Source organism: Aeromonas sp., assembly GCF_050252055.1.
In the GTDB taxonomy this organism is placed as follows: Bacteria; Pseudomonadota; Gammaproteobacteria; order Enterobacterales; family Aeromonadaceae; genus Aeromonas; species Aeromonas caviae.
On record NZ_JBFWLQ010000009.1, the window covers coordinates 171,281 to 192,890 of the forward strand.

Below are 21,610 nucleotides of genomic sequence, written 5' to 3' on the forward strand. Positions count from 1 at the left end.
CGCCCCGTCGGGGGGCCCCTTTTGTGCCGCAGTGCTGGCAAGGGGGGCGGCACCCGGCATAAGATACGTCTCTTGTTTCAGGTGTAGGAAGGGTAGCAATGACTGACGATCCTTGGGCTTTGTGCCATCTCGATGATTCGTTCGATGCCTCGGTGCTGGGCACCAAGGGGGCCCAGATCCAGTGGTTCGAGGACAGGGATGCCCTGATCCAGTTCCTGCTGGAGGATTTTGTCGACCTGCTGGCCGACGTGGGCGAGCTGGACGAGGATCAGACCGAGAGCGCCCGCGAGCGCTTCACCCTGCTGGTGGAGCAGAGCCTGGATGATCGCACCCTGATGGATGCCATCAACGATCTCGCCTCCGGCCTGCGCCGCATTGCCTGGCTGGGGCCCCTCTCCGAACTGGCGGAGTTGAGCGACGACTTCGCAAGCGGGCTGCGTGCCTTCTTCTGGAGCCAGTATGACGGTGACGAGGATGACCCCGAGGCCTGGGTGCCGGAAGATCTCTGGCCCCAGCTGGTGGAGTGTGCCGAAGAGTACATGGTGGAAGGAGACTTCTGAGCTACCTTGTCCGCGCTCTGGCTGCAAGGCGGGTGGAGTGTGCCGAAGAGTACATGGTGGAAGGAGACTTCTGAGCCACCTTGTCCCCACTCTGGCTGCAAGGCGGGTGGAGTATGCGGAAGAGTATATGGTTGAGGGTGACTTGTGATTCTGAGCCACACCACAAACTGCGATAAGAAAACGGCGCCTTGATGGCGCCGTTTTTGTTGCTCAGTCCTCTACTCAGCCGTTGGCCGGTACCTCGTGCGCCGTGTTGGCGAGCACTGGCCCGATATACTTCTCTATCTGCAATTGGGCCATGTGGCCGCAGTTGCCCTGGGCCAGACTGGACGAGCCCTCGTCGAAGGTGAGGCAGTTGACGTTGCCGTTCTTGCAGATGCTGCCCGCTTCGCCCGGCTTGGCCGGATCGTACCAGGCCCCTTCACACACCCGCACTACCCCGGGCCGGATATCGGCGGAGATCAGGGCCCCCACCAGGATCTGGCCGCGCTCGTTGAAGGCCCGCACCAGATCGCCATCCTGGATGCCGCGCGCTTTGGCGTCGTCCGGATGGATCAGGATCGCCTCCCGATCGGCGATGGCGAACTTGTCCCGCAGCGGGGTGTTGTCGAGCTGGGAGTGCAGCCGCTGGGTCGGGTGGGAGGTGTTGAGCGACAGCGGATAGCGCGCCGCCATCTCGCTCTTCACCCACTCCTTGGGCTCATACCACTTGGGATGACCGGCGCAGTCGGCGTAACCCATCCCCGCCACCGTGTTGGAGAAGATCTCGATCTTGCCGGACGGGGTACCGAGCGGGTTGAGCAGCGGGTTTTCGCGAAAATCGGCGTGACGGATCCACTGGCGGTTGGCCTCCGGGATCGGGAAGCGGATGTAGTTGTTGGCCTCCCAGAACATGTTGAACGGCGGCAGCGCCACCCGGGCACCGCGAGCCTGGGCCGCCATGCCGTCGTACATCTGCTTGAGCCACAGCATCTCGTCCTTCCCTTCGGTGTACTGCTCCTGCACGCCCAGCTTGGCGGCGATGGCGCTGAAGATGTCGAAGTCGTTGCGAGCTTCAAACTGGGGGGGCACGCACTGGTGCATGGGGAAGACGTAGCGCTGGGAGTAGTCGCCCCCCATCTCCAGGTCGTTGCGCTCGTAGCTGGTGGTGACCGGCAGCACGATGTCGGCGTGTTTGGCAGTCGCCGTCCAGTAGGGCTCGTGGACGATCACGGTCTGCGGCTTGCGCCACGCCTGCAGCAGGTTGTTGGTGTCCTGATGGTGGTGGAAGGGGTTGCCCCCCGCCACGTAGACCAGCTTGATGTCCGGATAGGTCACCTTGCGGCCGTTGAAGTCGATGGTCTTGCCCGGATTGGCGAGGCAGTCGGCGATGCGCGCCACCGGGATGGGGGCCGGGCTGTTCTTCGGTGCGTTGCCGGCGGAGATACCCGCCAGAATGCCGCCCTTGGCGGTGGGGCTGCCACCGGAAGAGTAGTGGTAGCTGAAGCCGTAGCCGCCACCCGGCAGGCCGATCTGGCCCAGCATGGCAGCCAGAGTGACCAGCATCCAGTTGGGCTGCTCCCCGTGGTGCTGACGCTGCATGCCCCAGCCCGCCATGATCATGGTGCGCTTGGCGGCCATGTCGAGGGCCAGCTGGCGAATTACCTTGGCATCGACGCCGCAGACGCTGCTCGCCCACTCGGCGCTCTTCGGCTGACCGTCCTCCTTGCCGAGCAGGTAGGCGAGGAAGGTGTCGAAGCCGACGGTGTAGCGATCGAGGAAGGCCTGATCGTGCTTCTTCTCGCTGTAGAGGGTGTGGGCCACCCCCAGCATCATGGCCACGTCTGTGTAGGCGTTCGGGGCAATCCACTCGGCGCCGACCAGCTTGGCGGTCTCGTTGTAGACGGGATCGATGCTGATGACCCGGGTGCCTTTCTCTTTCAGCGCCTTGAAGCCCGCTTGACCTTCGTGATCCGGCATGTTCCAGCTGTTCTTCAGGGTGACCTGGGCGTTGACCCCCCAGAGCACTACCAGTTCGGCGTGCTCCACCACGTTGGGCCAGGCGGTCTGCTGCTCGTACACCTCGATGGAGCCCATCACGTGGGACATGATCACCTGAGCCGCGCCGGTTGAGTAGTCACCGGCATAACCGGTGAAGCCGCCCGAGAGGTTCATCAGGCGGTGCAGCAGGGTGCGGCTGTTGTGGAACATGCCGACACTCTTCCAGCCGTAGGAACCGGCGTGGATCGCCTGCGGGCCGAAATCAGACTGAACGCGCTGGATCTCGCCGGCCACCAGTTCGATGGCCTTCTCCCAGCTCACCCGTACCCACTCGTCGGCTCCGCGCAGCTCCGGTCTGGCACCCGGGCCGTGCTCCAGCCAGCTCTTGCGCACCATGGGGTACTTGATGCGGTTCTTGGCGTGTACCTGGAACGGCGCCATGTCGATGAGGTCATTCGGCGCTGGGTCATCGGCCACAGGCTGGACCCGCACCATGCGGCCCTCGGAGACGATGGCCTCGAAGGCTCCCCAGTGGGCGCCGGTCAGGATGCCCTTCTGGGCGGGCACCAGGGTGGGGAACTGCTCAAGGGCCGTGCTGACGGCCTTGGCCAGGGCGCTTTTCGGGAAGAGACCAGCCAGCAGGGGCAGGGCGGCACAGGCCCCCAGCCCCTTGAGCAGAGTACGGCGGGAGAGGTTGGTCTGTTGGTCATTGAAAAAAGTCATGGGAGAGTCCTCTGTTCCTGCCTTAATGGGCCGCGCTCATGTCGCTGGCGTGTTTCTGCACGTATTGGGTGAGCATGCGCGCCTGCTCCGGGGTGAGGGAGGTACGGGACTCCATCCCCTTGATGACGCCGATCCACTGGTTGGCGTTGAAGTGATCCAGCGCGGTGAGGCCGTGACAGCCGGTGCAGTTGTTGGACATCAGGGTGGAGGCGTATTGCCACAGCTTGCCCTGGTCGCCGATGAGCTGGCTCTGGTCGACCCAAGCGGTCAGGCTGACCTGATGCCAGGTGAGGTTGGTGGCGCTGTCGGTCTCGCTCTTGCCGGTTACGAGGGCTTTTCTGGCGGCTTCGCCGACCAGCACGCTCAGGATCCGTTTGCCGGGGGCGGCGTAGAACACCTCGCTCACCCCGTCCTGCTGCCAGCCGTCGATGCGCACTTGGGCGCGGCCGTTGTCGTTGGCCAGCACTTCCACCTGGGTGGAGGGCATCAGGGTGCCTTCATCAGTCTTGGCGCCGGCATCCAGATAGAGCGGGGTGGTGGCAATGGCATAGCGGGTGGTGACGGTGGCCGGGGTCTGGGCGGCGGCTTGCGCCAGCTCGCTGGCACCGGCGGCAGCCAGGCCGCTCATGTCCGGCATGATGTGGGCGACGCCGCGGTGGCAGTCGATGCAGGTCTGACCCTCCTTGATGGCGACCGGGTGCTCGGCGCGGGCATTGGGGCGCTGGGCCAGGATGTCCATGGCGGCGTAGCTGTGGCAACTGCGACAGGTGGCGGAGTCATTGGCCTTGAGCTGACCCCACACGGTCTGGGCCATGCGCAGCTTGTGGGCCTCGTATTTCTCCGGGGTGTCGAGGGTGCCGATCGCCTCGTGATAGATGTCTTTCACGGCGCGGATCTTGGTCCAGAGATAGGCGGCGGGTTCACTGGGGATGTGGCAGTCGGCGCACTCGGCGCGGATCCCCTTCACGTTCTGGAAGTGGACGCTGCCCTGATATTCGGCGAGCGGGGTCTGCATGGAGTGGCAGGAGACGCAGAACTCGGTGGAGCTGGTCTTGTGCAGCACGGTGACGGTGACGCCCAGTGCGGCGATCCCCAGCAGGGCCCCGAGCAGCAGAAGCCAGAACCAGGTCTTTCTCAACAGTTTTCCAAGCATGGTGACGGTGTCCTTCGAATTCGGGTATTACCAATATAGTAGTAGTCCCAGGATTCTAAGGGTTGACCTCGGTCATGGTTTTAATTCCGACATATAATTGATTTTTGGTTTTGTTATTTGTTTTGTCATGATTTTTTGAATTTAAATCTCACTTTACCCATCCAACGGGAGCGGGATGCGCTGTGGTGAGGGCGATGCCCAAGCCGGGGCGAGGAGGCAGTACGCCACCCCGGGGCTTGGGGTTTGTGGCGGGAGGATTGTATACTGTTCACATATACAGTATTCAGGTGTATCCATCATGCGACTCTTTATCGCCGAGAAACCCAGCCTTGGCCGCGCCATCGCCGATGTCCTCCCCAAACCGCACAAGAAGGGGGAGGGTTTCATCGAGACGGCGCAGGGAGACGTGGTGACCTGGTGCATCGGTCACCTGCTGGAGCAGGCCGAGCCCGATGCCTACGATGCCGCCTACAAGCAGTGGCGCATGGAATCCCTTCCCATTGTCCCGACCCAGTGGCAGTTGGTGGCCAAACCCAAGACCAAGGCCCAGCTGGCCGTCATCAAGGGGCTCATCAAGCAGGCGGACTGCGTGGTCAACGCCGGTGACCCGGACAGGGAAGGGCAACTGCTGGTGGACGAGGTGATCGACTTTCTCGGCTATCCCAAGACCAAACCGGTTCAGCGCTGCCTCATCAGCGATCTCAATCCCCCCGCTGTGCGCCGCGCCCTCGACAAGCTCAGGGACAACAAGGAGTTCGTGCCGCTGGCGGTGTCGGCGCTGGCCCGTAGCCGTGCCGACTGGCTCTATGGCATCAACATGACCCGGGCCTATACCCTGCTTGGCCGCAAGGGGGGTTGCAGCGAACTGCTGTCGGTGGGTCGGGTACAGACCCCCTTGCTCGGTCTGGTGGTGCGCCGGGATCTCGAGATCGAGGCCTTCGTTCCCAAGCCGTTCTACGAGGTGATGGCCCATCTGTTGACCCAGGGCAACGAACGCTTCACCGCCAGGTGGCTGCCATCGGAGGCCTGTCTGCCCTGGCAGGATGAGGAGGGACGGGTGCTCAACCGGGCGCTGGCCGCCAAGGTGGTGGAGCGGATCCAGGGGCAACCCGCCCGGGTGGAGGCGGTGGAGGAGCAGGCGCGCAAGCAGGCGGCGCCGCTCCCCTACAACCTCTCCAGCCTGCAGATCGACGCGGCCAAGCGCTTTGGCATGGATGCCAAGCGGGTGCTGGATATCTGCCAGAGCCTCTACGAGCGGCACAAGCTCATCACCTATCCCAGATCCGACAGCCGCCATCTGCCGAGCGAGCACTTCAACCGGGCCGGCCAGGTGCGGGAGGCCATCGCCAGCACGGCCTCTGCGCTGGCCAGGGCGGTCGCCGAAGCGGATGGCAGGATCCGCAGCAAGGCGTGGAACGACAGCAAGGTGGATGCCCACCACGCCATCATTCCCACCGAGAAGAGGGGGAACGAGGGGAGCCTGGGGGCCGACGAGGCGAAGCTTTACGGCCTGATTGCCCGCCAGTATCTGCTGCAGTTCTACCCGCCGTTCGAGTACAACGACAGCAAGGTGTTGCTGCGCATCGCCGGAGGGCTGTTCCAGGCCAAGGCGCGCCGCATCCTCAAGGCGGGCTGGAAGGCGCTGCTCGGAGTGGAAGAGGATGACGAGGAGGAGGCGGGAACCCTGCCTGCCCTGAAAGAGGGGGAGGAACTGCTGTGCGAGCGGGGGGAGCTGCTGGAGAAGATGACCCAGCCCCCCAAGCCGTTTACCGATGCCACCCTGCTTGCCGCCATGACCGGCATCGCCCGTTATGTGCAGGATCCCGAGATCCGCAAGACCCTACGGGAGACCGACGGTCTGGGCACCGAGGCGACCCGGGCCGGGATCATCGATCTGCTGTTCAAGCGCCGCTTCCTGGTGCGCCAGGGCAAGAGTATCAAGGCCACCCCGACCGGGCGAGCCCTAGTCCAGGCGCTGCCCACGACCGCCACGACACCGGACATGACGGCACTGTGGGAGCAGAGTCTGGGTCAGATCGCCGAACGTCACGGCAGCTACCAGCAGTTCATGGGGCCGCTCACCGAGCAGCTCAACGGCCTGATCGAGGGGGCGCGGCAGGATTCCGGCGCCAGCTTCAGCGTGCTGCCCAAGGCGGCGCCCGGTGACAGCAAGCAACGCTTTGCCCGCCGCAAGCGGACTGGGTCCACCGCCGCACGCCCCCGCACGAGCACGAGCACGGGCAAGAGTGCTCGTGTGGGGAAGAGCCCTGGAAAGAGCACTGGTAAGGGGACGACCAGGGGCAAGGCTGCCTGAGGCTGGTGCGCGCCGTGATCACATAAAAATAAGAAGAGGGGCCAGTGGCCCCTCTTTGCATGGATGGAGCGGCTTACCCCGTGTAGACGCTCTCTTCCGGATAACGGATGCGGGTCTCCACCGGGCGGGCCAGCATGATCGCCAGGGTGAGGGGCCCCAGACGGCCACAGATCATCACCAGCACCAGGATCAGCTTGCCCGGCTCGCTCAGTGAGGCGGTGATGCCGGTGGACAGTCCCACGGTGGCAAAGGCCGAGATGGTCTCGAACATGATCTTGTCGAATGATTGCGACTCCGTGAGCATCAGCAGGAACATCGCCAGCATCAGCACCATGGTACTGACGATGATGATGGCCAGGGAGCGGGTCACTATCTGGGGTGACAGGGTGCGGCCGAAGGCGGTGACATGGGGGCGCTTGGTCAGAAACGCCCGGGTCGCCAGCAGAACGACGGCAAAGGTGGTGACCTTGATACCGCCCCCGGTGGAGGTTGCCCCGGCACCGATGAACATCAGCATCATCATGAACAGCAGGGAGGCCGGTACCATCTGGCCGATATCCACCGTGTTGAAGCCCGCCGTACGCGCGGTGGCCGACTGGAAGAAGGCTGCCAGCCACTGGCTCCCGAAGGAGGCGTTGCCCAGGGTGCCAGGGTTGTTGTGCTCCAGCAGCCAGAACATCAGGGTCCCCAGCAGCAGCAGGGCAGGGGTCATCAGCAGCATCAGCTTGCTGTGCAGTTTCAGCTTGCGCCAGCGGCGGTTGCGCACCAGGTCGACGATGACGGTGAAGCCTACCCCCCCCAGGATCAGCAGGGCCGGTATGGTCAGGCTGATGATGGGGTCATCCCGGTAGTCCATGAGGTTGTTGGCAAACAGCGAGAAGCCGGCGTTGTTGAAAGCCGACACCGCGTGGAAGAAGCTGACGTAGAGGCCGTGGCCCCAGCCCATGTCGGGCACCCAGCGAATGGCCATGATGGCGGTGCCGATCAGCTGGGCAATCAGGGCGAACAGGACGATGCGTTTCACCAGCTGGACGATGTTGACGGATCCCTCCTGGCCCAGTGCCTCCTTGGCCAGCACCTGCTGGCGCAGCCCGACCCGCTTGCTGAACATGGCGATGAGCAGCAGTGTCATGGTCATCTGGCCGAGACCACCAATCTCCATCAATATCAACAGGATGATCTGCCCCTGCAGGGTGAAGGCGGTGCCGGTATCCACCACCCCGAGGCCGGTCACGCTGATGGCGGAGGTGGCGGTGAACAGGGCGTTGATGACGGTGACCTCACCCTTGTGGCTGGAGGGCTGGACCAGAAATAGGGTGCCAACCAGCAGGATGATGAGGAAACTGCCCAGGATGAGCTTGGCCTCGCTCCAGCGGGAGTTGTCTTCCCGATGCAGGGTGAAGGCGTAGTTGCTGCGCCAGTTGATCATAGGGTGTCGAGCCAGTGATCGATGGCGTGCTTGTTGCCGGCCAGGATCAGGATGTCACCGAGTTGCAGCTCCATCTTGCCGGTCAGGACGTTGTGCAGCACCTCACCCCGCTTGATGGCCAACAGCTGGAAATCGCTTTGCTGCAGCAGGCGCAAGTCGGCCAGGGTGCGGGTGTTTTGCTGCAAGCCGATCACGAACTCGGTCAGCACCATGTCGTGACCCAGCTCCAGGTAGTCGAACAGCCGGTTGTCCAGCATGCTCTGGGCCACCCGGCGGCCCATGTCCCACTCCGGGTTGATCACCTTGTCCGCGCCTACCTTCTGCAGGATCTTGGCGTGGAACTTGTCGCGGGCCTTGACCCAGACCTTCTTCACGCCCGCCTCTTTCAGCACCAGCGTGGTCAGGATGCTGGTCTCCAGGTTGTCGCCGATGGCGACAAAGACGATGTCGAAATTCGCCAGGCCCAGTTCGGCGACTGTGGCCTCGTCGGTGGCATCGGCCACGATGACGTGGTTGCAGAGGGTGGCTATCTGGCGGGTCTTGCTCTCGTCGATGTCGATGGCCAGTACCTCGGCATTCTGGCGCTGCAACTCTTCGCACAAGGCGCTGCCAAACAGGCCCAGGCCGATGACGGCGAATTGATTGTTCATACATGCTTCCTCAGCGGGATGAAGGGGTTACTCTACTCCAGAGCCCTGAGTCCGAAAAGTGTCCGGGTTTTTTGTCCCGGGGGATCTGGGGTAAACTGCGCCCTTGTCCTTGTCGGAACACACAGATGAAACTCACCCCCCACGCCTCCCTGTCGACCCTCAATACTCTGGGCCTGGATGCACACTGCCTCTGGCTGGCCGATGTGACCCGGCCGGATGATCTCGCGCAACTGCGGACCAACCCGGAGTTGGCCACCTTGCCGCGCCTGGTGCTGGGAGGAGGAAGCAACATCCTGTTCTGCGATGACTTTGCCGGTCTGGTGATCCACAACGGCCTGAAAGGGATCACGCTGCACGAGGAGTCCGAGCACTGGCTGCTGCACGTGGCGGCAGGTGAAAACTGGCACGAGCTGGTATGCCACGCCCTGCAACAGGGCTGGCACGGGCTGGAGAACCTGGCACTCATTCCCGGGACGGTCGGGGCGGCCCCGGTACAGAACATCGGTGCCTACGGGGTCGAGCTGGCCAGCGTCTGTGCCTACGTGGAGGCGTTCAACTGGCAGAGTGGCGAGGTTGAGCGCATCGCGGCGGCCGACTGCCGGTTCGGTTACCGTGACAGCATCTTCAAGCACGACTATCAGGACTCCCACTTCATCATCGCCGTCGGTCTGCGCCTGCCCAAGGCATGGCGCCCGGTCGCCGGCTATGGCCCGCTGGCGGCGCTGGGGGATGCCCCTTCGCCACAGGCCATTTTCGACACCGTCTGTGCCACCCGCATGGCCAAGCTGCCGGATCCGGCGGTGCTGGGCAACGCGGGCAGTTTCTTCAAAAACCCTGTGGTGCCCGCCGCCCTGGCCGAGACCCTGAAACAGCAATACCCGCAGATGCCCTGCTACCCTGCGGCAGAAGGGCAGGCCAAGCTGGCGGCTGGTTGGCTCATCGATCAGTGCGGTCTCAAGGGGTTTGCCATCGGTCGTGCCGCCGTGCATCAGGAGCAGGCGCTGGTGCTGGTCAATCTGGGGGGCGCCAGCGCCATGGAGCTCATCGCGCTGGCGGCCCATGTCCGCGACAGCGTGGAGCACCAGTTCGGTGTGGTGCTGGAACACGAGGTGCGCTTCATGGGGCGCAGCGGTGAAACCTGGCTCGACGAGGTACTGGCATGACCCTGACCCTGACCCCCGTCAGACAGACCCTGATCACCCTGCTCAGCGACGGCCAGTTTCATTCCGGCGAGCAGCTGGGCGAGCGCCTTGGCATCAGCCGGGCGGCGGTGAGCAAGCACATGGCCGCGCTCAAGGATCTGGGGCTGGATCTCTTCAGCTTGACCGGCAAGGGCTATCGGCTGGCGGTGCCCATGGCCCTCTATGACGAGGGGCGGCTGCAGGCAGAGGCACCGATGGCACCGGTGCACTGCTTCCCAGTCATCGACTCCACCAACCAGTACCTGCTGGAGCGGGTCAACACCCTGAGCTCCGGCGAAAGCTGTCTGGCCGAGTGCCAGACCGCCGGGCGGGGACGTCGTGGCAAACCCTGGGTTTCTCCCTTCGGTTGCCAGCTGATCCTGAGCATGTACTGGCGGCTTGAGCAGGGCATGGCGGCCGCCATGGGACTGAGTCTCGCGGTCGGCGTGGCGGTGGTCGAGGCGCTGGAGTCCCTCGGTTATCCCGGGGTGGAGCTCAAGTGGCCGAACGACCTCTATTACCAGGGCCGCAAGCTGGCGGGCATCCTGGTGGAGATGAGCGGCAGTGCGGGTGCCAGCTGCCATCTGGTGATCGGGGTCGGCCTCAATCTGGCGATGCCGAGTCGGGAGGGGGAGAAGATCGATCAGGCCTGGTCCGAGCTGCGCCATATCCAGCCCGAGCTGGTGGATCGCAACGAGCTGGCCGCCTGCGTGCTGCTGCACCTGCAACAGGCCATGCAAACCTTCGAACAGACGGGGTTGGCGAGTTTTGTCGAGAGCTGGAACCGGCTCGACCACTTCGCCGGCCAGCCGGTGAAGCTGCTGATGGGAGAGCAGGTGATCCGCGGGATTGCCCGGGGGATCGACGAACGCGGAGCCCTGCGTCTGGAGACGGAAGAGGGGCTCAAGCTCTATCTGGGAGGGGAACTCTCCCTGCGGCGGGGGGACTGAACCCATACGCTCATGACGACTGAATGAAAGAGGGGGCCTGCGGGCCCCCTCTTTCATGTATGCACTGCGACAGTGGTCACTTGCGCAGCTTGATCTGCTCGATGGCGTGCTCGTTGCCCTTGGTGAGGATGAGGTTGGCCCGCTCCCGGGTCGGCAAGATGTTCTCTTGAAGGTTCAGGTAGTTGATATCCTGCCAGATGTTGTTGGCGATCTCGGTCGCCTCGCTCTCGGCCAGCTTGGCGTAGTGGTGGAAATAGGAGTCGGGATCCGAGAAGGCGCCGCTGCGGAATTTGAGAAAACGATCGATGTACCAGGTGCGCAGCAGCTCGGCGTCGGCATCCACATAGATGGAGAAGTCGACGAAGTCCGACACGAACACGCGATGGGGGTCCTGGGGATAGTCCATGCCGCTTTGCAGCACATTGAGCCCCTCCAGGATCAGGATGTCCGGCTGCTCCACCACTTTCTTCTCGTCGGGCAGGATGTCATAGATCAGGTGGGAGTAGACGGGGGCCTCGACCTTCTCGTGGCCGGCGCGGATATTGGCGACAAACTCCACCAGATGGCGGATGTCATAAGACTCGGGGAACCCCTTGCGACGCATCAGGCCACGGGCTTCCAGCTCCTTGTTGGGAAACAGGAAGCCGTCGGTGGTGACCAGCTCCACCCTGGGGTGCTCCGGCCAGCGCTCCAGCAATGCCTGAAGGATACGGGCCGTGGTGCTCTTGCCCCCCGCCACGCTGCCGGCGATGCTGATGATATAGGTGCCCTTGCCGCGGGACTGACCGAGAAACTGCTCCAGCACTCGGCTGCGGCGCTGCTTGGCCTTGACGTAGAGATTGAGGAGACGGGAGAGGGGCAGGTAGATTTCTTCCACTTCCCGCAATGACACCTTCTCGTTGATCCCGCGCAGGGTCTGCAGATCGTGCTCGGTCAGGGTCAGGGGGACCGCATCGCGCAATAACGCCCATTGTTCGCGGGTGAATTGCAAATAGGGGTTATGCTCTGTCGTCATGGTGTCATCACTGTTTCTTGGGCAGGGCGACCATACACCAAGGGATCGGGAGCGACAAGGGACGCGTCCGGTCGGGACGGAGAAGGAGCGTTTTTTTGCCTGGATCCCGGCATAAATGCACATTTTGCAAGGTGCAATGGTTGCATCCCCAAAATCCTTACCATAAAATGCGCGACGCTTGGATGTCTGTCGTCTATTTGCCGAGCAAAAGCGACAAAAACAACGGGTGCAAGCAGAATTACCGTTGTGGCATTTATGCAACTGGAGGGGTTCCCGAGCGGCCAAAGGGATCAGACTGTAAATCTGACGGCTCTGCCTTCGAAGGTTCGAATCCTTCTCCCTCCACCATATTTCTCTGCGGTTTGAGTTCTTTGGGTTAGAGAAATGCGGGCATCGTATAATGGCTATTACCTCAGCCTTCCAAGCTGATGATGCGGGTTCGATTCCCGCTGCCCGCTCCAAGATGCTGATATGGCTCAGGTAATTCTGAGAGCCACACCTTAGGGTGAGTTCGGCAATCGAACCAGCCTGTCAGCACCAACCTCTCTACTCCCCTTGATTCAAATCCATCATATAAACTGTTCTGTGGTTAGCTTGCCACCGCGTACTCAGCGTTAGTTTAGAGGGACGATCATGTCTAAAGAAAAATTTGAGCGTAATAAACCGCACGTTAACGTGGGTACCATCGGCCACGTTGACCACGGTAAAACCACCCTGACCGCCGCTATCACCAACGTGCTGGCCAAGCACTTCGGTGGTAAAGCTTTCGCCTTCGACCAGATCGACAAGGCACCTGAAGAGCGTGAGCGTGGTATCACCATCAACACCTCCCACGTAGAATACGACACTGCTACCCGCCACTACGCTCACGTAGATTGCCCGGGTCACGCCGACTACGTTAAAAACATGATCACCGGTGCTGCCCAGATGGACGGCGCAATCCTGGTAGTAGCAGCGACTGACGGCCCGATGCCGCAGACTCGTGAGCACATCCTGCTGGGTCGTCAGGTAGGCGTTCCGTACATCATCGTGTTCATGAACAAGTGCGACATGGTAGATGACGAAGAGCTGCTGGAACTGGTCGAGATGGAAGTTCGCGAACTGCTGTCCGAGTACGACTTCCCGGGTGATGACCTGCCGGTAGTCCGTGGTTCCGCACTGAAAGCGCTGGAAGGCGAAGCTCAGTGGGAAGAGAAGATCCTGGAACTGGCTGGCCACCTGGACACCTACATTCCGGAGCCGGAGCGTGCGATTGACCAGCCGTTCCTGATGCCTATCGAAGACGTCTTCTCCATCGCAGGCCGTGGTACCGTAGTAACCGGTCGTGTAGAGCGCGGTATCGTCAAGGTTGGTGAAGAAGTGGAAATCGTTGGTATCAAAGATACCACCAAGACCACCTGTACCGGCGTTGAAATGTTCCGCAAACTGCTGGACGAAGGTCGTGCAGGTGAGAACGTTGGCGCACTGCTGCGTGGCGTGAAGCGTGAAGACGTAGAGCGTGGTCAAGTACTGGCCAAGCCGGGTACCATCAAGCCGCACACCAAGTTCGAATCCGAAGTGTACGTGCTGTCCAAAGAAGAAGGTGGTCGTCACACCCCGTTCTTCAAGGGCTACCGTCCGCAGTTCTACTTCCGTACTACCGACGTGACCGGTACCATCGAACTGCCGGAAGGCGTAGAGATGGTAATGCCGGGCGACAACATCAAGATGGTTGTTACCCTGATTGCGCCGATCGCGATGGACGACGGCCTGCGTTTCGCCATCCGTGAAGGTGGCCGTACCGTAGGTGCTGGTGTTGTAGCCAAAGTTATCGCTTAATCTTGGCTTACATAAATAAAGCAAAGCCCCTATAATAGGGGCTTTCTTATGCAGGGGCGTAGTTCGAATTGGTAGAACAGCGGTCTCCAAAACCGATGGTTGCGGGTTCGAGTCCTGCCGCCCCTGCCATATACCTCGTCTCGTACGGGGCTTTTGTGTCTTTGGTTACGTCAGATACAGGTGGGTTGTATGAGTGTTAGTTCTGAGGGTCAGGGCGGAAGCAAGGATACCCTGCTTTGGGGCCTGGTTTTCATCATCCTGGCGGCCGCTGTAGTGGGCAATTACCTGCTGAGCGACGTTATTGCTGCCGTCCGCGCCCTGGGTGTGGTCGTTGTCATCGCCGCTGCCGGTGCAGTGGCCCTGCAAACCACCAAGGGCAAGGCAACACTGGCGTTTGCCCGTGAGTCTCGCCTGGAAGTCCGCAAGGTCGTATGGCCGACCCGTCAGGAAGCCATTCAGACAACCCTGATTGTGCTGGCGGTGACTGCCGTGATGGGGCTGCTGCTGTTCGTGTTGGACGGCGCCTTGGTCTGGTTGGTCAACCTGATTACCGGTGTGTAAGGATAAGCCATGACTGAACAACGTGAACAGCGTATGAGATGGTATGTCGTGCAGGCATTTTCCGGCTACGAAGGCCGTGTTGCCAAATCCCTGCGTGAACATATCAAGATGCATGGCATGGAAGAGCTGTTTGGTGAAGTGCTGGTCCCGACCGAAGAAGTGGTCGAGATGCGTGCTGGCCAGAAGCGCAAGAGTGAGCGCAAATTTTTCCCAGGATACGTCCTGGTCCAGATGGTGATGGATGAAACCACATGGCACCTGGTACGCAATGTACCACGTGTAATGGGTTTCATCGGCGGTACCTCCGATCGCCCTGCTCCTATCTCCGATAAGGAAGCGGATGCCATCCTCAATCGTCTGCAAGATGCCCACGACAAGCCGCGTCCGAAAACCCTGTTTGAACCGGGTGAGATGGTCCGGGTTGCCGATGGTCCGTTCGCCGACTTCAACGGTACCGTTGAAGAAGTGGACTACGAAAAGAGCCGCGTGAAGGTCTCCGTACTGATCTTCGGCCGCTCAACGCCGGTAGAACTGGATTTTGGTCAGGTCGAAAAAGGCTGATTAATCTCTGTACGTTTAACGGTTGTCAGGGGCAGCGATTATCTCTATAATTCGCTGCCCCTTTATTTGTTGGGGAGCCGTTTGCAGGAGCATGTCTCCGAGGCGCTAGAACCCATTTTTGAGGTATTTTTGTAATGGCTAAGAAAGTCACAGCTTATATCAAGCTGCAAGTTAAGGCTGGCAGTGCTAACCCCAGCCCTCCCGTTGGTCCCGCTCTGGGTCAGCACGGCGTGAACATCATGGAATTCTGTAAGGCGTTCAACGCCCGTACAGAAAAGCTGGAAAAAGGTTCTCCGACTCCGGTCGTGATCACCGTTTACAGCGACCGTTCCTTCACCTTCGAAACCAAGACTCCGCCCGCTTCCTTCCTGCTGAAGAAAGCCGCTGGTATCCAGTCTGGTTCTGCCAAGCCGAACAAAGACAAGGTTGGTAAGGTGACTGTGGCTCAGCTGCAAGAAATCGCCAAGACCAAAGAGCCGGATATGACTGGTGCCGATCTGGATGCAAAAGTACGTTGCATCGCCGGTTCCGCTCGTTCCATGGGCCTGGTAGTGGAGGAGTAAGACAATGGCTAAACTGTCCAAGCGTATGCGCGTTATTCGCGAAAAAGTTGACGGTACCAAAGAGTACTCCATCAACGAAGCCATTGCCCTGCTGAAAGAACTGGCTACTGCCAAGTTCGTTGAAAGCGTTGACGTTGCCGTTAACCTGGGTATCGATGCTCGTAAATCCGATCAGAACGTACGTGGTGCAACTGTACTGCCGCACGGTACCGGTCGTGACATCCGTGTCGCCGTGTTCACCCAGGGTGCCAACGCCGAAGCCGCCAAGGCTGCCGGTGCTGAACTGGTTGGTATGGACGACCTGGCCGAGCTGGTCAAAAAAGGCGAGATGAACTTCGACGTCGTCATCGCATCCCCGGATGCCATGCGTGTTGTTGGTCAACTGGGTCAAATCCTGGGCCCGCGCGGTCTGATGCCGAACCCGAAAGTGGGTACCGTCACTCCGAACGTAGCCGAAGCCGTCAAGAACGCCAAGGCTGGTCAGGTTCGTTACCGTAACGACAAGAACGGTATCATTCATACCACTCTGGGCAAGGTCTCTTTCAACGAAGTTCAGCTGAAAGAAAACCTGGAAGCGCTGCTGGTTGCCTTGAAGAAGGCCAAGCCGTCCTCCGCCAAGGGTGTATTCATCAAGAAAGTCAGCATCTCCACCACCATGGGTGCCGGTGTTGCCGTAGACCAAGCTTCCCTGGAAGCTCAGGCCTAATTGATGGGTTTTACAAGGCGCAAAATTTAATCTATAATTTTGCGCCTTGATTGGTTGGGGGTTTCGACCTCCGTCCAAGACCGCAGGAGGCCGCAAAGCCTTAATTCTTCCTGCGTAGACGGTGCCGGAAACCCAGCGAGAAAGATTCTTTCTCTTCTGGAATCCTGCTACCGCATCGTTCCCCTCTGTTGTAAAGGTAGGGGGGATGTGTCAGTACTGGGTCAACAGACCCGGATTCAATCCAGGAGTTAAGCCAATGGCATTGGGACTCGAAGACAAAAAGGCAATTGTTGCTGAAGTCAACGAAGCTGCCAAAGGCGCTCTTTCTGCAGTTGTAGCCGATTCTCGCGGCGTCACTGTAGACAAGATGACCGTCCTGCGTAAGACCGCTCGTGAAGCTGGTGTGTACATGCGCGTTGTGCGTAACACCCTGCTGCGTCGCGCGGTAGAAGGTACCGAATACGAGTGCCTGAACGACGCATTTACCGGTCCTACCTTGATTGCTTTCTCTAACGAACACCCGGGCGCTGCCGCTCGTCTGTTCAAAGAGTTTGCCAAAGCGAACCAAAAGTTCGAAATCAAGGCTGGCGCTTTTAACGGTGAGTTTATCGCCGCAGCACAAATTGATCGTCTGGCCACGCTGCCGACTTACGAAGAAGCAATTGCGAAGTTGATGGCTACCATGAAGGAAGCCTCTGCTGGCAAGCTGGTTCGTACTATCGCTGCTGTTCGCGACCAGAAACAAGCTGCTGCTTGATTCTCGCCTATCTAGGCTGTTTGAGTTTATTCAACATCAGGAATTTTTGTCATGTCTATCACTAAAGACCAAATCATCGAAGCCGTTGCTTCCATGTCCGTAATGGAAGTTGTTGAGCTGATCGAAGCTATGGAAGAGAAGTTCGGTGTTTCTGCCGCTGCTGCCGTCATGGCTGGCCCGGCTGCTGCTGAAGCAGTAGAAGAGAAGACCGAGTTCGACGTAGTTCTGACTGCTGCTGGCGCCAACAAAGTTGCCGTCATCAAGGCCGTTCGTGGCGCTACCGGTCTGGGCCTGAAAGAAGCCAAGGACCTGGTAGAAGCTGCTCCGACTAATCTGAAAGAAGCCGTGTCCAAGGACGAAGCTGAAGCTCTGAAGAAAGAGCTGGAAGCTGCCGGTGCTTCTGTTGAGATCAAATAATCTGCATTTATGTAGATTAGCCTGATAAAACAGGCTAAGGCTGGTGAATCTTTATTCACCAGCCTTTTTGCGCTGTAGACTGAGAGTATTTCACACCGTTCACGACTCTCGGTGCACCAGCAATCCGGACCGCCTCATCGTCCGGGCCAACACAAAACGGTGTTGAGACAGAGCTGTCCCGTGGGGACAGAGTGGGTCACTTATCAGCGAGCTGAGGAACCCTATGGTTTACTCTTATACCGAAAAAAAACGCATACGTAAGGACTTCGGTAAGCGAGACCAGGTACTGGACACGCCTTATCTGTTGTCCATTCAGCTGGACTCCTTCAAGCAGTTCATCGAGGCTGACCCGGAAGGTGAGTACGGCCTAGAAGCCGCCTTCCGTAGCGTTTTCCCGATCACCAGTTACTCCGGTAGTGCTGAGCTTCAGTATGTCAGCTATCGCCTGGGTGAGCCGGTATTTGACGTAAAAGAATGCCAGATCCGTGGAGTGACCTACTCCGCGCCGCTGCGTGTCAAGCTTCGTATGGTTCTGTACGACCGTGAAGCAGCTGCCGGCACCGTCAAAGACATCAAGGAACAAGAAGTTTACATGGGCGAAATTCCGCTCATGACCGAAAACGGCACCTTTGTCATCAATGGTACCGAGCGGGTCATCGTCTCCCAGCTGCACCGCAGCCCGGGCGTCTTCTTCGACCACGATAAAGGCAAAACACATTCATCCGGTAAGGTGCTTTATAACGCTCGCGTTATCCCCTACCGTGGCTCCTGGCTGGACTTCGAGTTCGATGCGAAAGACAACCTGTTTGTCCGTATCGACCGTCGTCGCAAACTGCCGGCCTCCATTATTCTGCGCGCCCTGGACTTCAGTTCCGAAGAAATCCTGGCCACCTTCTTCGAGACCATCGGTTTCGAGGTCAAGGATGGCAAGTTGATGATGGATCTGGTGCCCGAGCGCCTGCGTGGCGAGACCGCGACCTTCGACATCATTGCCAATGGCGCCGTGGTGGTTGAAACCGGTCGTCGTGTCACTGCCCGTCACATCCGTCAGCTGGAAAAAGACGGCATCACCCAGATCGAGGTGCCGGTAGAGTATGTTGTTGGCAAAGTTGCAGCCAAGAACTACGCGCACCCGCAGACTGGTGAGATGGTTGTCACTGCCAACCAGGCGCTGAGCCTGGAAGCGGTTGCCAACCTGTCCCAAGCCGGCTTCAAGCACTTCGAGGTTCTGTTCACCAACGAACTGGATCACGGTGCCTACATGTCCGAGACCCTGCGTATCGACTCCAGCTCCAGCCGCCTGGAAGCCCTGGTCGAGATCTATCGCATGATGCGTCCGGGCGAGCCGCCCACTCGCGAAGCGGCCGAGCAGCTGTTCGAGAACCTGTTCTTCTCTTCCGAGCGTTACGACCTGTCTACCGTAGGTCGGATGAAGTTCAACCGCCGTCTGGGTCGTGAAGACGAGACCGGCGTTGGCGTGCTGACCAAGGACGATATCGTCGAGGTCATGAAGCGCCTGATCGACATCCGTAACGGTAACGACGAAGTGGACGATATCGACCACCTTGGTAACCGTCGTATTCGTTCCGTCGGTGAAATGGCCGAGAACCAGTTCCGTGTCGGTCTGGTCCGTGTCGAGCGTGCGGTGAAGGAGCGCCTGTCTCTGGGCGATCTGGACACCCTGATGCCGCAGGATCTGATCAACGCCAAGCCGATCTCCGCCGCGGTCAAAGAGTTCTTTGGTTCCAGCCAGCTGTCCCAGTTCATGGACCAGAACAACCCTCTGTCCGAAGTGACCCACAAGCGCCGTATCTCCGCGCTGGGCCCGGGCGGTCTGACCCGTGAGCGTGCCGGTTTCGAAGTTCGAGACGTACACCCGACCCACTACGGTCGTCTGTGCCCCATCGAAACGCCGGAAGGTCCGAACATCGGTCTGATCAACTCGCTGTCCGTGTATTCCCGCACCAACGAGTACGGTTTCCTCGAGACCCCGTACCGCAAGGTGATCGACGGTGTGATCACCGACGAAGTGGATTACCTGTCTGCGATTGAAGAAGGCAAGTACGTGATCGCACAGGCCAACGCCGCGACCACCGAAGATGGCCGTCTGAAAGATGAATTGATCCCGTGCCGTCACAAAGGTGAATCCACCTTTATGAACGCCGACCAGATCCAGTACATGGACGTGAGCCCGCAACAGATCGTCTCTGTGGCTGCGGCCCTGATCCCGTTCCTGGAACACGATGACGCGAACCGCGCATTGATGGGTTCAAACATGCAGCGTCAGGCTGTACCGACCCTGCGCGCGGACAAGCCGCTGGTAGGTACCGGTATGGAACGCGCAGTGGCCGTTGACTCCGGTGTGACCGTAGTGGCCAAGCGTGGCGGCATGATCGACTATGTCGATGCCTCCCGTATCGTTATCAAGGTCAACGAAGATGAGCTGCTGCCTGGCGAAGCCGGCATCGACATCTACAGCCTGACCAAATACACCCGTTCCAACCAGAACACCTGTATCAACCAGCGTCCGTGCGTGATGTTGGGTGAGCCGGTGATGGCGGGCGACGTACTGGCTGACGGCCCGTCCACCGATCTCGGTGAACTGGCGTTGGGTCAGAACCTGCGCGTCGCGTTCATGCCGTGGAACGGTTACAACTTCGAAGACTCGATCCTGGTGAACGAGCGTGTTGTTCAGGAAGATCGCCTGACCACCATTCACATCCAGGAACTGGCCTGTATCTCCCGTGACACCAAGCTGGGTCCGGAAGAGATCACTGCTGACATCCCGAACGTGGGTGAAGCCGCTCTGTCCAAGCTGGACGAGTCCGGCATCGTCTACGTGGGTGCGGAAGTGAAGGGCGGCGATATCCTGGTCGGCAAGGTGACTCCGAAAGGTGAAACCCAGCTGACCCCGGAAGAGAAGCTGCTGCGCGCCATCTTCGGTGAGAAGGCGTCCGACGTGAAGGACTCCTCCCTGCGTGTACCGAACGGTGTGTACGGTACCGTGGTTGACGTGCAGGTCTTTACCCGCGATGGCGTGGAAAAAGACAAGCGCGCCAAAGAAATCGAAGAGATGCAGTTGAAGGAAGCGAAGAAGGACTTGACCGAAGAGTTCAAGATCCTGGAAGACGGCATTTTCGGCCGTTCCCGCAACCTGCTGCTGGCCGCCGGTTACAGCGAAGATCGTCTGAACAAGCTCGATCGTTCCAAGTGGTTTGAGCTGGCCATCGAAGATGAGGCCAAGCAAATCGAGCTGGAGCAGATCGCTGAACAGCACGTTGAGCTGAAGGCCGAGTTCGACAAGAAATTCGAGAACAAGCGTCGCAAGATCATCCAGGGCGATGACCTGGCGCCGGGCGTACTGAAGATCGTCAAGGTCTATCTGGCCGTCAAGCGTCGCATCCAGCCGGGTGACAAGATGGCGGGCCGTCACGGTAACAAGGGTGTTATCTCCAAGATCTGTCCGGTCGAGGATATGCCCCATGACGAGTACGGCCGTCCGGTCGACATCGTACTGAACCCGCTGGGTGTACCGTCTCGTATGAACATCGGTCAGATCCTCGAAGTGCACCTGGGCCTCGCGGCCAAGGGCATCGGCGAGAAGATCGACCGCATGATCAAAGAACAGCGCGAGCTGCACGAGATGCGCGAGTTCCTGCAACAGGTCTATGACCTGGGCGAGAAGGACTCCCAGCAAGTGAACATTGCCGAGCTGTCTGACGACGACGTGCGTACCCTGGTGGGTAACCTGCGTAAGGGTCTGCCGGTGGCTACACCTGTCTTTGATGGTGCCAAAGAGCGCGAAATCAAAGCCTTGCTGAAGCTGGCCGATCTGCCGGAATCCGGTCAGATCTCCCTGTTCGACGGTCGTACCGGTAACGCCTTCGAGCGCAAGGTCACCGTGGGTTACATGTACATGCTGAAGCTGAACCACCTGGTAGACGACAAGATGCACGCGCGTTCTACCGGTTCCTACAGCCTGGTTACCCAGCAGCCGCTGGGTGGTAAGGCGCAGTTCGGTGGTCAGCGGTTCGGTGAGATGGAAGTGTGGGCCCTGGAGGCTTACGGTGCGGCATATACCCTGCAGGAAATGCTGACCGTCAAGTCTGACGATGTGAACGGCCGTACCAAGATGTACAAGAACATCGTGGATGGCGACCACCGTATGGAGCCGGGCATGCCCGAATCCTTCAACGTATTGCTGAAGGAAATCCGCTCTCTGGGTATCAACATCGAGCTGGACGAAGAGTAAGAGCTCGCTCTTATTGTTCG

General features: G+C 59.9%; 17 protein-coding genes and 3 tRNA genes. 15 read left to right on the forward strand and 5 right to left on the reverse strand.

The features are described 5' to 3' along the window. Positions 1 to 98 precede the first annotated feature (98 nt). Positions 99 to 560 (forward strand): hypothetical protein, encoded by a 462-nt coding sequence (locus AB7E19_RS16585; RefSeq protein ID WP_010675970.1) that lies wholly within the window; start codon positions 99 to 101, stop codon positions 558 to 560. Positions 561 to 782: 222 nt separating this feature from the next. Here AB7E19_RS16585 and torA read toward each other — a convergent pair whose 3' ends face one another. Both torA and AB7E19_RS16595 read right to left on the reverse strand, forming a co-directional pair. Beyond that, on the reverse strand, positions 783 to 3,263 hold the full coding sequence (torA, locus tag AB7E19_RS16590) for a trimethylamine-N-oxide reductase TorA (protein ID WP_322131684.1): 2,481 nt from the start codon (positions 3,261 to 3,263) through the stop codon (positions 783 to 785). A 22-nt stretch (positions 3,264 to 3,285) separates the two neighbouring features. After that, positions 3,286 to 4,416 carry a NapC/NirT family cytochrome c gene (locus AB7E19_RS16595; protein WP_322131685.1) on the reverse strand — a complete coding sequence of 377 codons (1,131 nt, stop codon included), beginning with the start codon at positions 4,414 to 4,416 and terminating at the stop codon, positions 3,286 to 3,288. A gap of 298 nt (positions 4,417 to 4,714) precedes the next feature. Here AB7E19_RS16595 and AB7E19_RS16600 point away from each other — a divergent pair, with 298 nt between their 5' ends. Beyond that, positions 4,715 to 6,730 (forward strand): DNA topoisomerase III, encoded by a 2,016-nt coding sequence (locus AB7E19_RS16600; protein ID WP_322131686.1) that lies wholly within the window; start codon positions 4,715 to 4,717, stop codon positions 6,728 to 6,730. Between the two features lie 73 nt (positions 6,731 to 6,803). Here the strand turns inward: AB7E19_RS16600 and AB7E19_RS16605 are convergent, their stop codons facing one another. Both AB7E19_RS16605 and AB7E19_RS16610 read right to left on the reverse strand, forming a co-directional pair. After that, positions 6,804 to 8,159 (reverse strand): TrkH family potassium uptake protein, encoded by a 1,356-nt coding sequence (locus AB7E19_RS16605; protein ID WP_041211921.1) that lies wholly within the window; start codon positions 8,157 to 8,159, stop codon positions 6,804 to 6,806. Then, positions 8,156 to 8,809, reverse strand: coding sequence for a potassium channel family protein (locus AB7E19_RS16610; protein ID WP_010675965.1), 654 nt, complete (start codon positions 8,807 to 8,809; stop codon positions 8,156 to 8,158). The genes AB7E19_RS16605 and AB7E19_RS16610 overlap by 4 nt, the downstream gene beginning before the upstream one ends. Before the next feature lie 125 nt (positions 8,810 to 8,934). Here AB7E19_RS16610 and murB point away from each other — a divergent pair, with 125 nt between their 5' ends. Then, positions 8,935 to 9,972, forward strand: a complete 1,038-nt coding sequence (gene murB, locus AB7E19_RS16615) for a UDP-N-acetylmuramate dehydrogenase (RefSeq protein ID WP_103243871.1) — start codon at positions 8,935 to 8,937, stop codon at positions 9,970 to 9,972. A 2-nt stretch (positions 9,973 to 9,974) separates the two neighbouring features. Further along, entirely contained in the window at positions 9,975 to 10,940 is a 966-nt protein-coding gene (gene birA, locus AB7E19_RS16620) for a bifunctional biotin--[acetyl-CoA-carboxylase] ligase/biotin operon repressor BirA (protein ID WP_042864793.1), read from the forward strand. A gap of 76 nt (positions 10,941 to 11,016) precedes the next feature. On the opposite strand, the gene coaA is transcribed toward birA, so the two are convergent. Then, entirely contained in the window at positions 11,017 to 11,955 is a 939-nt protein-coding gene (coaA, locus tag AB7E19_RS16625; RefSeq protein WP_029314861.1) for a type I pantothenate kinase, read from the reverse strand. 263 nt (positions 11,956 to 12,218) lie between these two features. On the opposite strand from coaA, the gene AB7E19_RS16630 reads away from it, so the two are divergent. From AB7E19_RS16630 to rpoB, 11 genes are all read left to right on the forward strand, one after another. Then, a tRNA-Tyr gene (locus AB7E19_RS16630) sits at positions 12,219 to 12,303 on the forward strand. Between the two features lie 38 nt (positions 12,304 to 12,341). After that, positions 12,342 to 12,416, forward strand: a tRNA-Gly gene (locus AB7E19_RS16635). Positions 12,417 to 12,588: 172 nt separating this feature from the next. Next, entirely contained in the window at positions 12,589 to 13,773 is a 1,185-nt protein-coding gene (gene tuf, locus AB7E19_RS16640; RefSeq protein WP_005306325.1) for an elongation factor Tu, read from the forward strand. Between the two features lie 52 nt (positions 13,774 to 13,825). Continuing rightward, positions 13,826 to 13,902: transfer RNA gene (locus tag AB7E19_RS16645), tRNA-Trp, on the forward strand. A 60-nt stretch (positions 13,903 to 13,962) separates the two neighbouring features. Beyond that, positions 13,963 to 14,334: a preprotein translocase subunit SecE gene (gene secE / locus AB7E19_RS16650; RefSeq protein ID WP_010675960.1), complete on the forward strand. Its 372-nt coding sequence runs from the start codon at positions 13,963 to 13,965 to the stop codon at positions 14,332 to 14,334. 9 nt (positions 14,335 to 14,343) lie between these two features. Next, complete coding sequence (gene nusG / locus AB7E19_RS16655; protein WP_010675959.1) at positions 14,344 to 14,895, forward strand: transcription termination/antitermination protein NusG; 552 nt, start codon at positions 14,344 to 14,346, stop codon at positions 14,893 to 14,895. Positions 14,896 to 15,029: 134 nt separating this feature from the next. After that, the gene (gene rplK, locus AB7E19_RS16660; RefSeq protein ID WP_005306313.1) at positions 15,030 to 15,458 is read left to right on the forward strand and encodes a 50S ribosomal protein L11; all 429 of its coding nucleotides are present in this window, start codon (positions 15,030 to 15,032) and stop codon (positions 15,456 to 15,458) included. A gap of 4 nt (positions 15,459 to 15,462) precedes the next feature. Continuing rightward, on the forward strand, positions 15,463 to 16,164 hold the full coding sequence (gene rplA, locus AB7E19_RS16665; RefSeq protein ID WP_010675958.1) for a 50S ribosomal protein L1: 702 nt from the start codon (positions 15,463 to 15,465) through the stop codon (positions 16,162 to 16,164). A 256-nt stretch (positions 16,165 to 16,420) separates the two neighbouring features. Then, positions 16,421 to 16,921: a 50S ribosomal protein L10 gene (rplJ, locus tag AB7E19_RS16670; protein ID WP_005339895.1), complete on the forward strand. Its 501-nt coding sequence runs from the start codon at positions 16,421 to 16,423 to the stop codon at positions 16,919 to 16,921. A 51-nt stretch (positions 16,922 to 16,972) separates the two neighbouring features. Further along, positions 16,973 to 17,338, forward strand: a complete 366-nt coding sequence (gene rplL, locus AB7E19_RS16675) for a 50S ribosomal protein L7/L12 (RefSeq protein ID WP_010675957.1) — start codon at positions 16,973 to 16,975, stop codon at positions 17,336 to 17,338. A 223-nt stretch (positions 17,339 to 17,561) separates the two neighbouring features. Beyond that, positions 17,562 to 21,590 carry a DNA-directed RNA polymerase subunit beta gene (gene rpoB / locus AB7E19_RS16680; RefSeq protein WP_010675956.1) on the forward strand — a complete coding sequence of 1,343 codons (4,029 nt, stop codon included), beginning with the start codon at positions 17,562 to 17,564 and terminating at the stop codon, positions 21,588 to 21,590. Positions 21,591 to 21,610 lie beyond the last annotated feature (20 nt).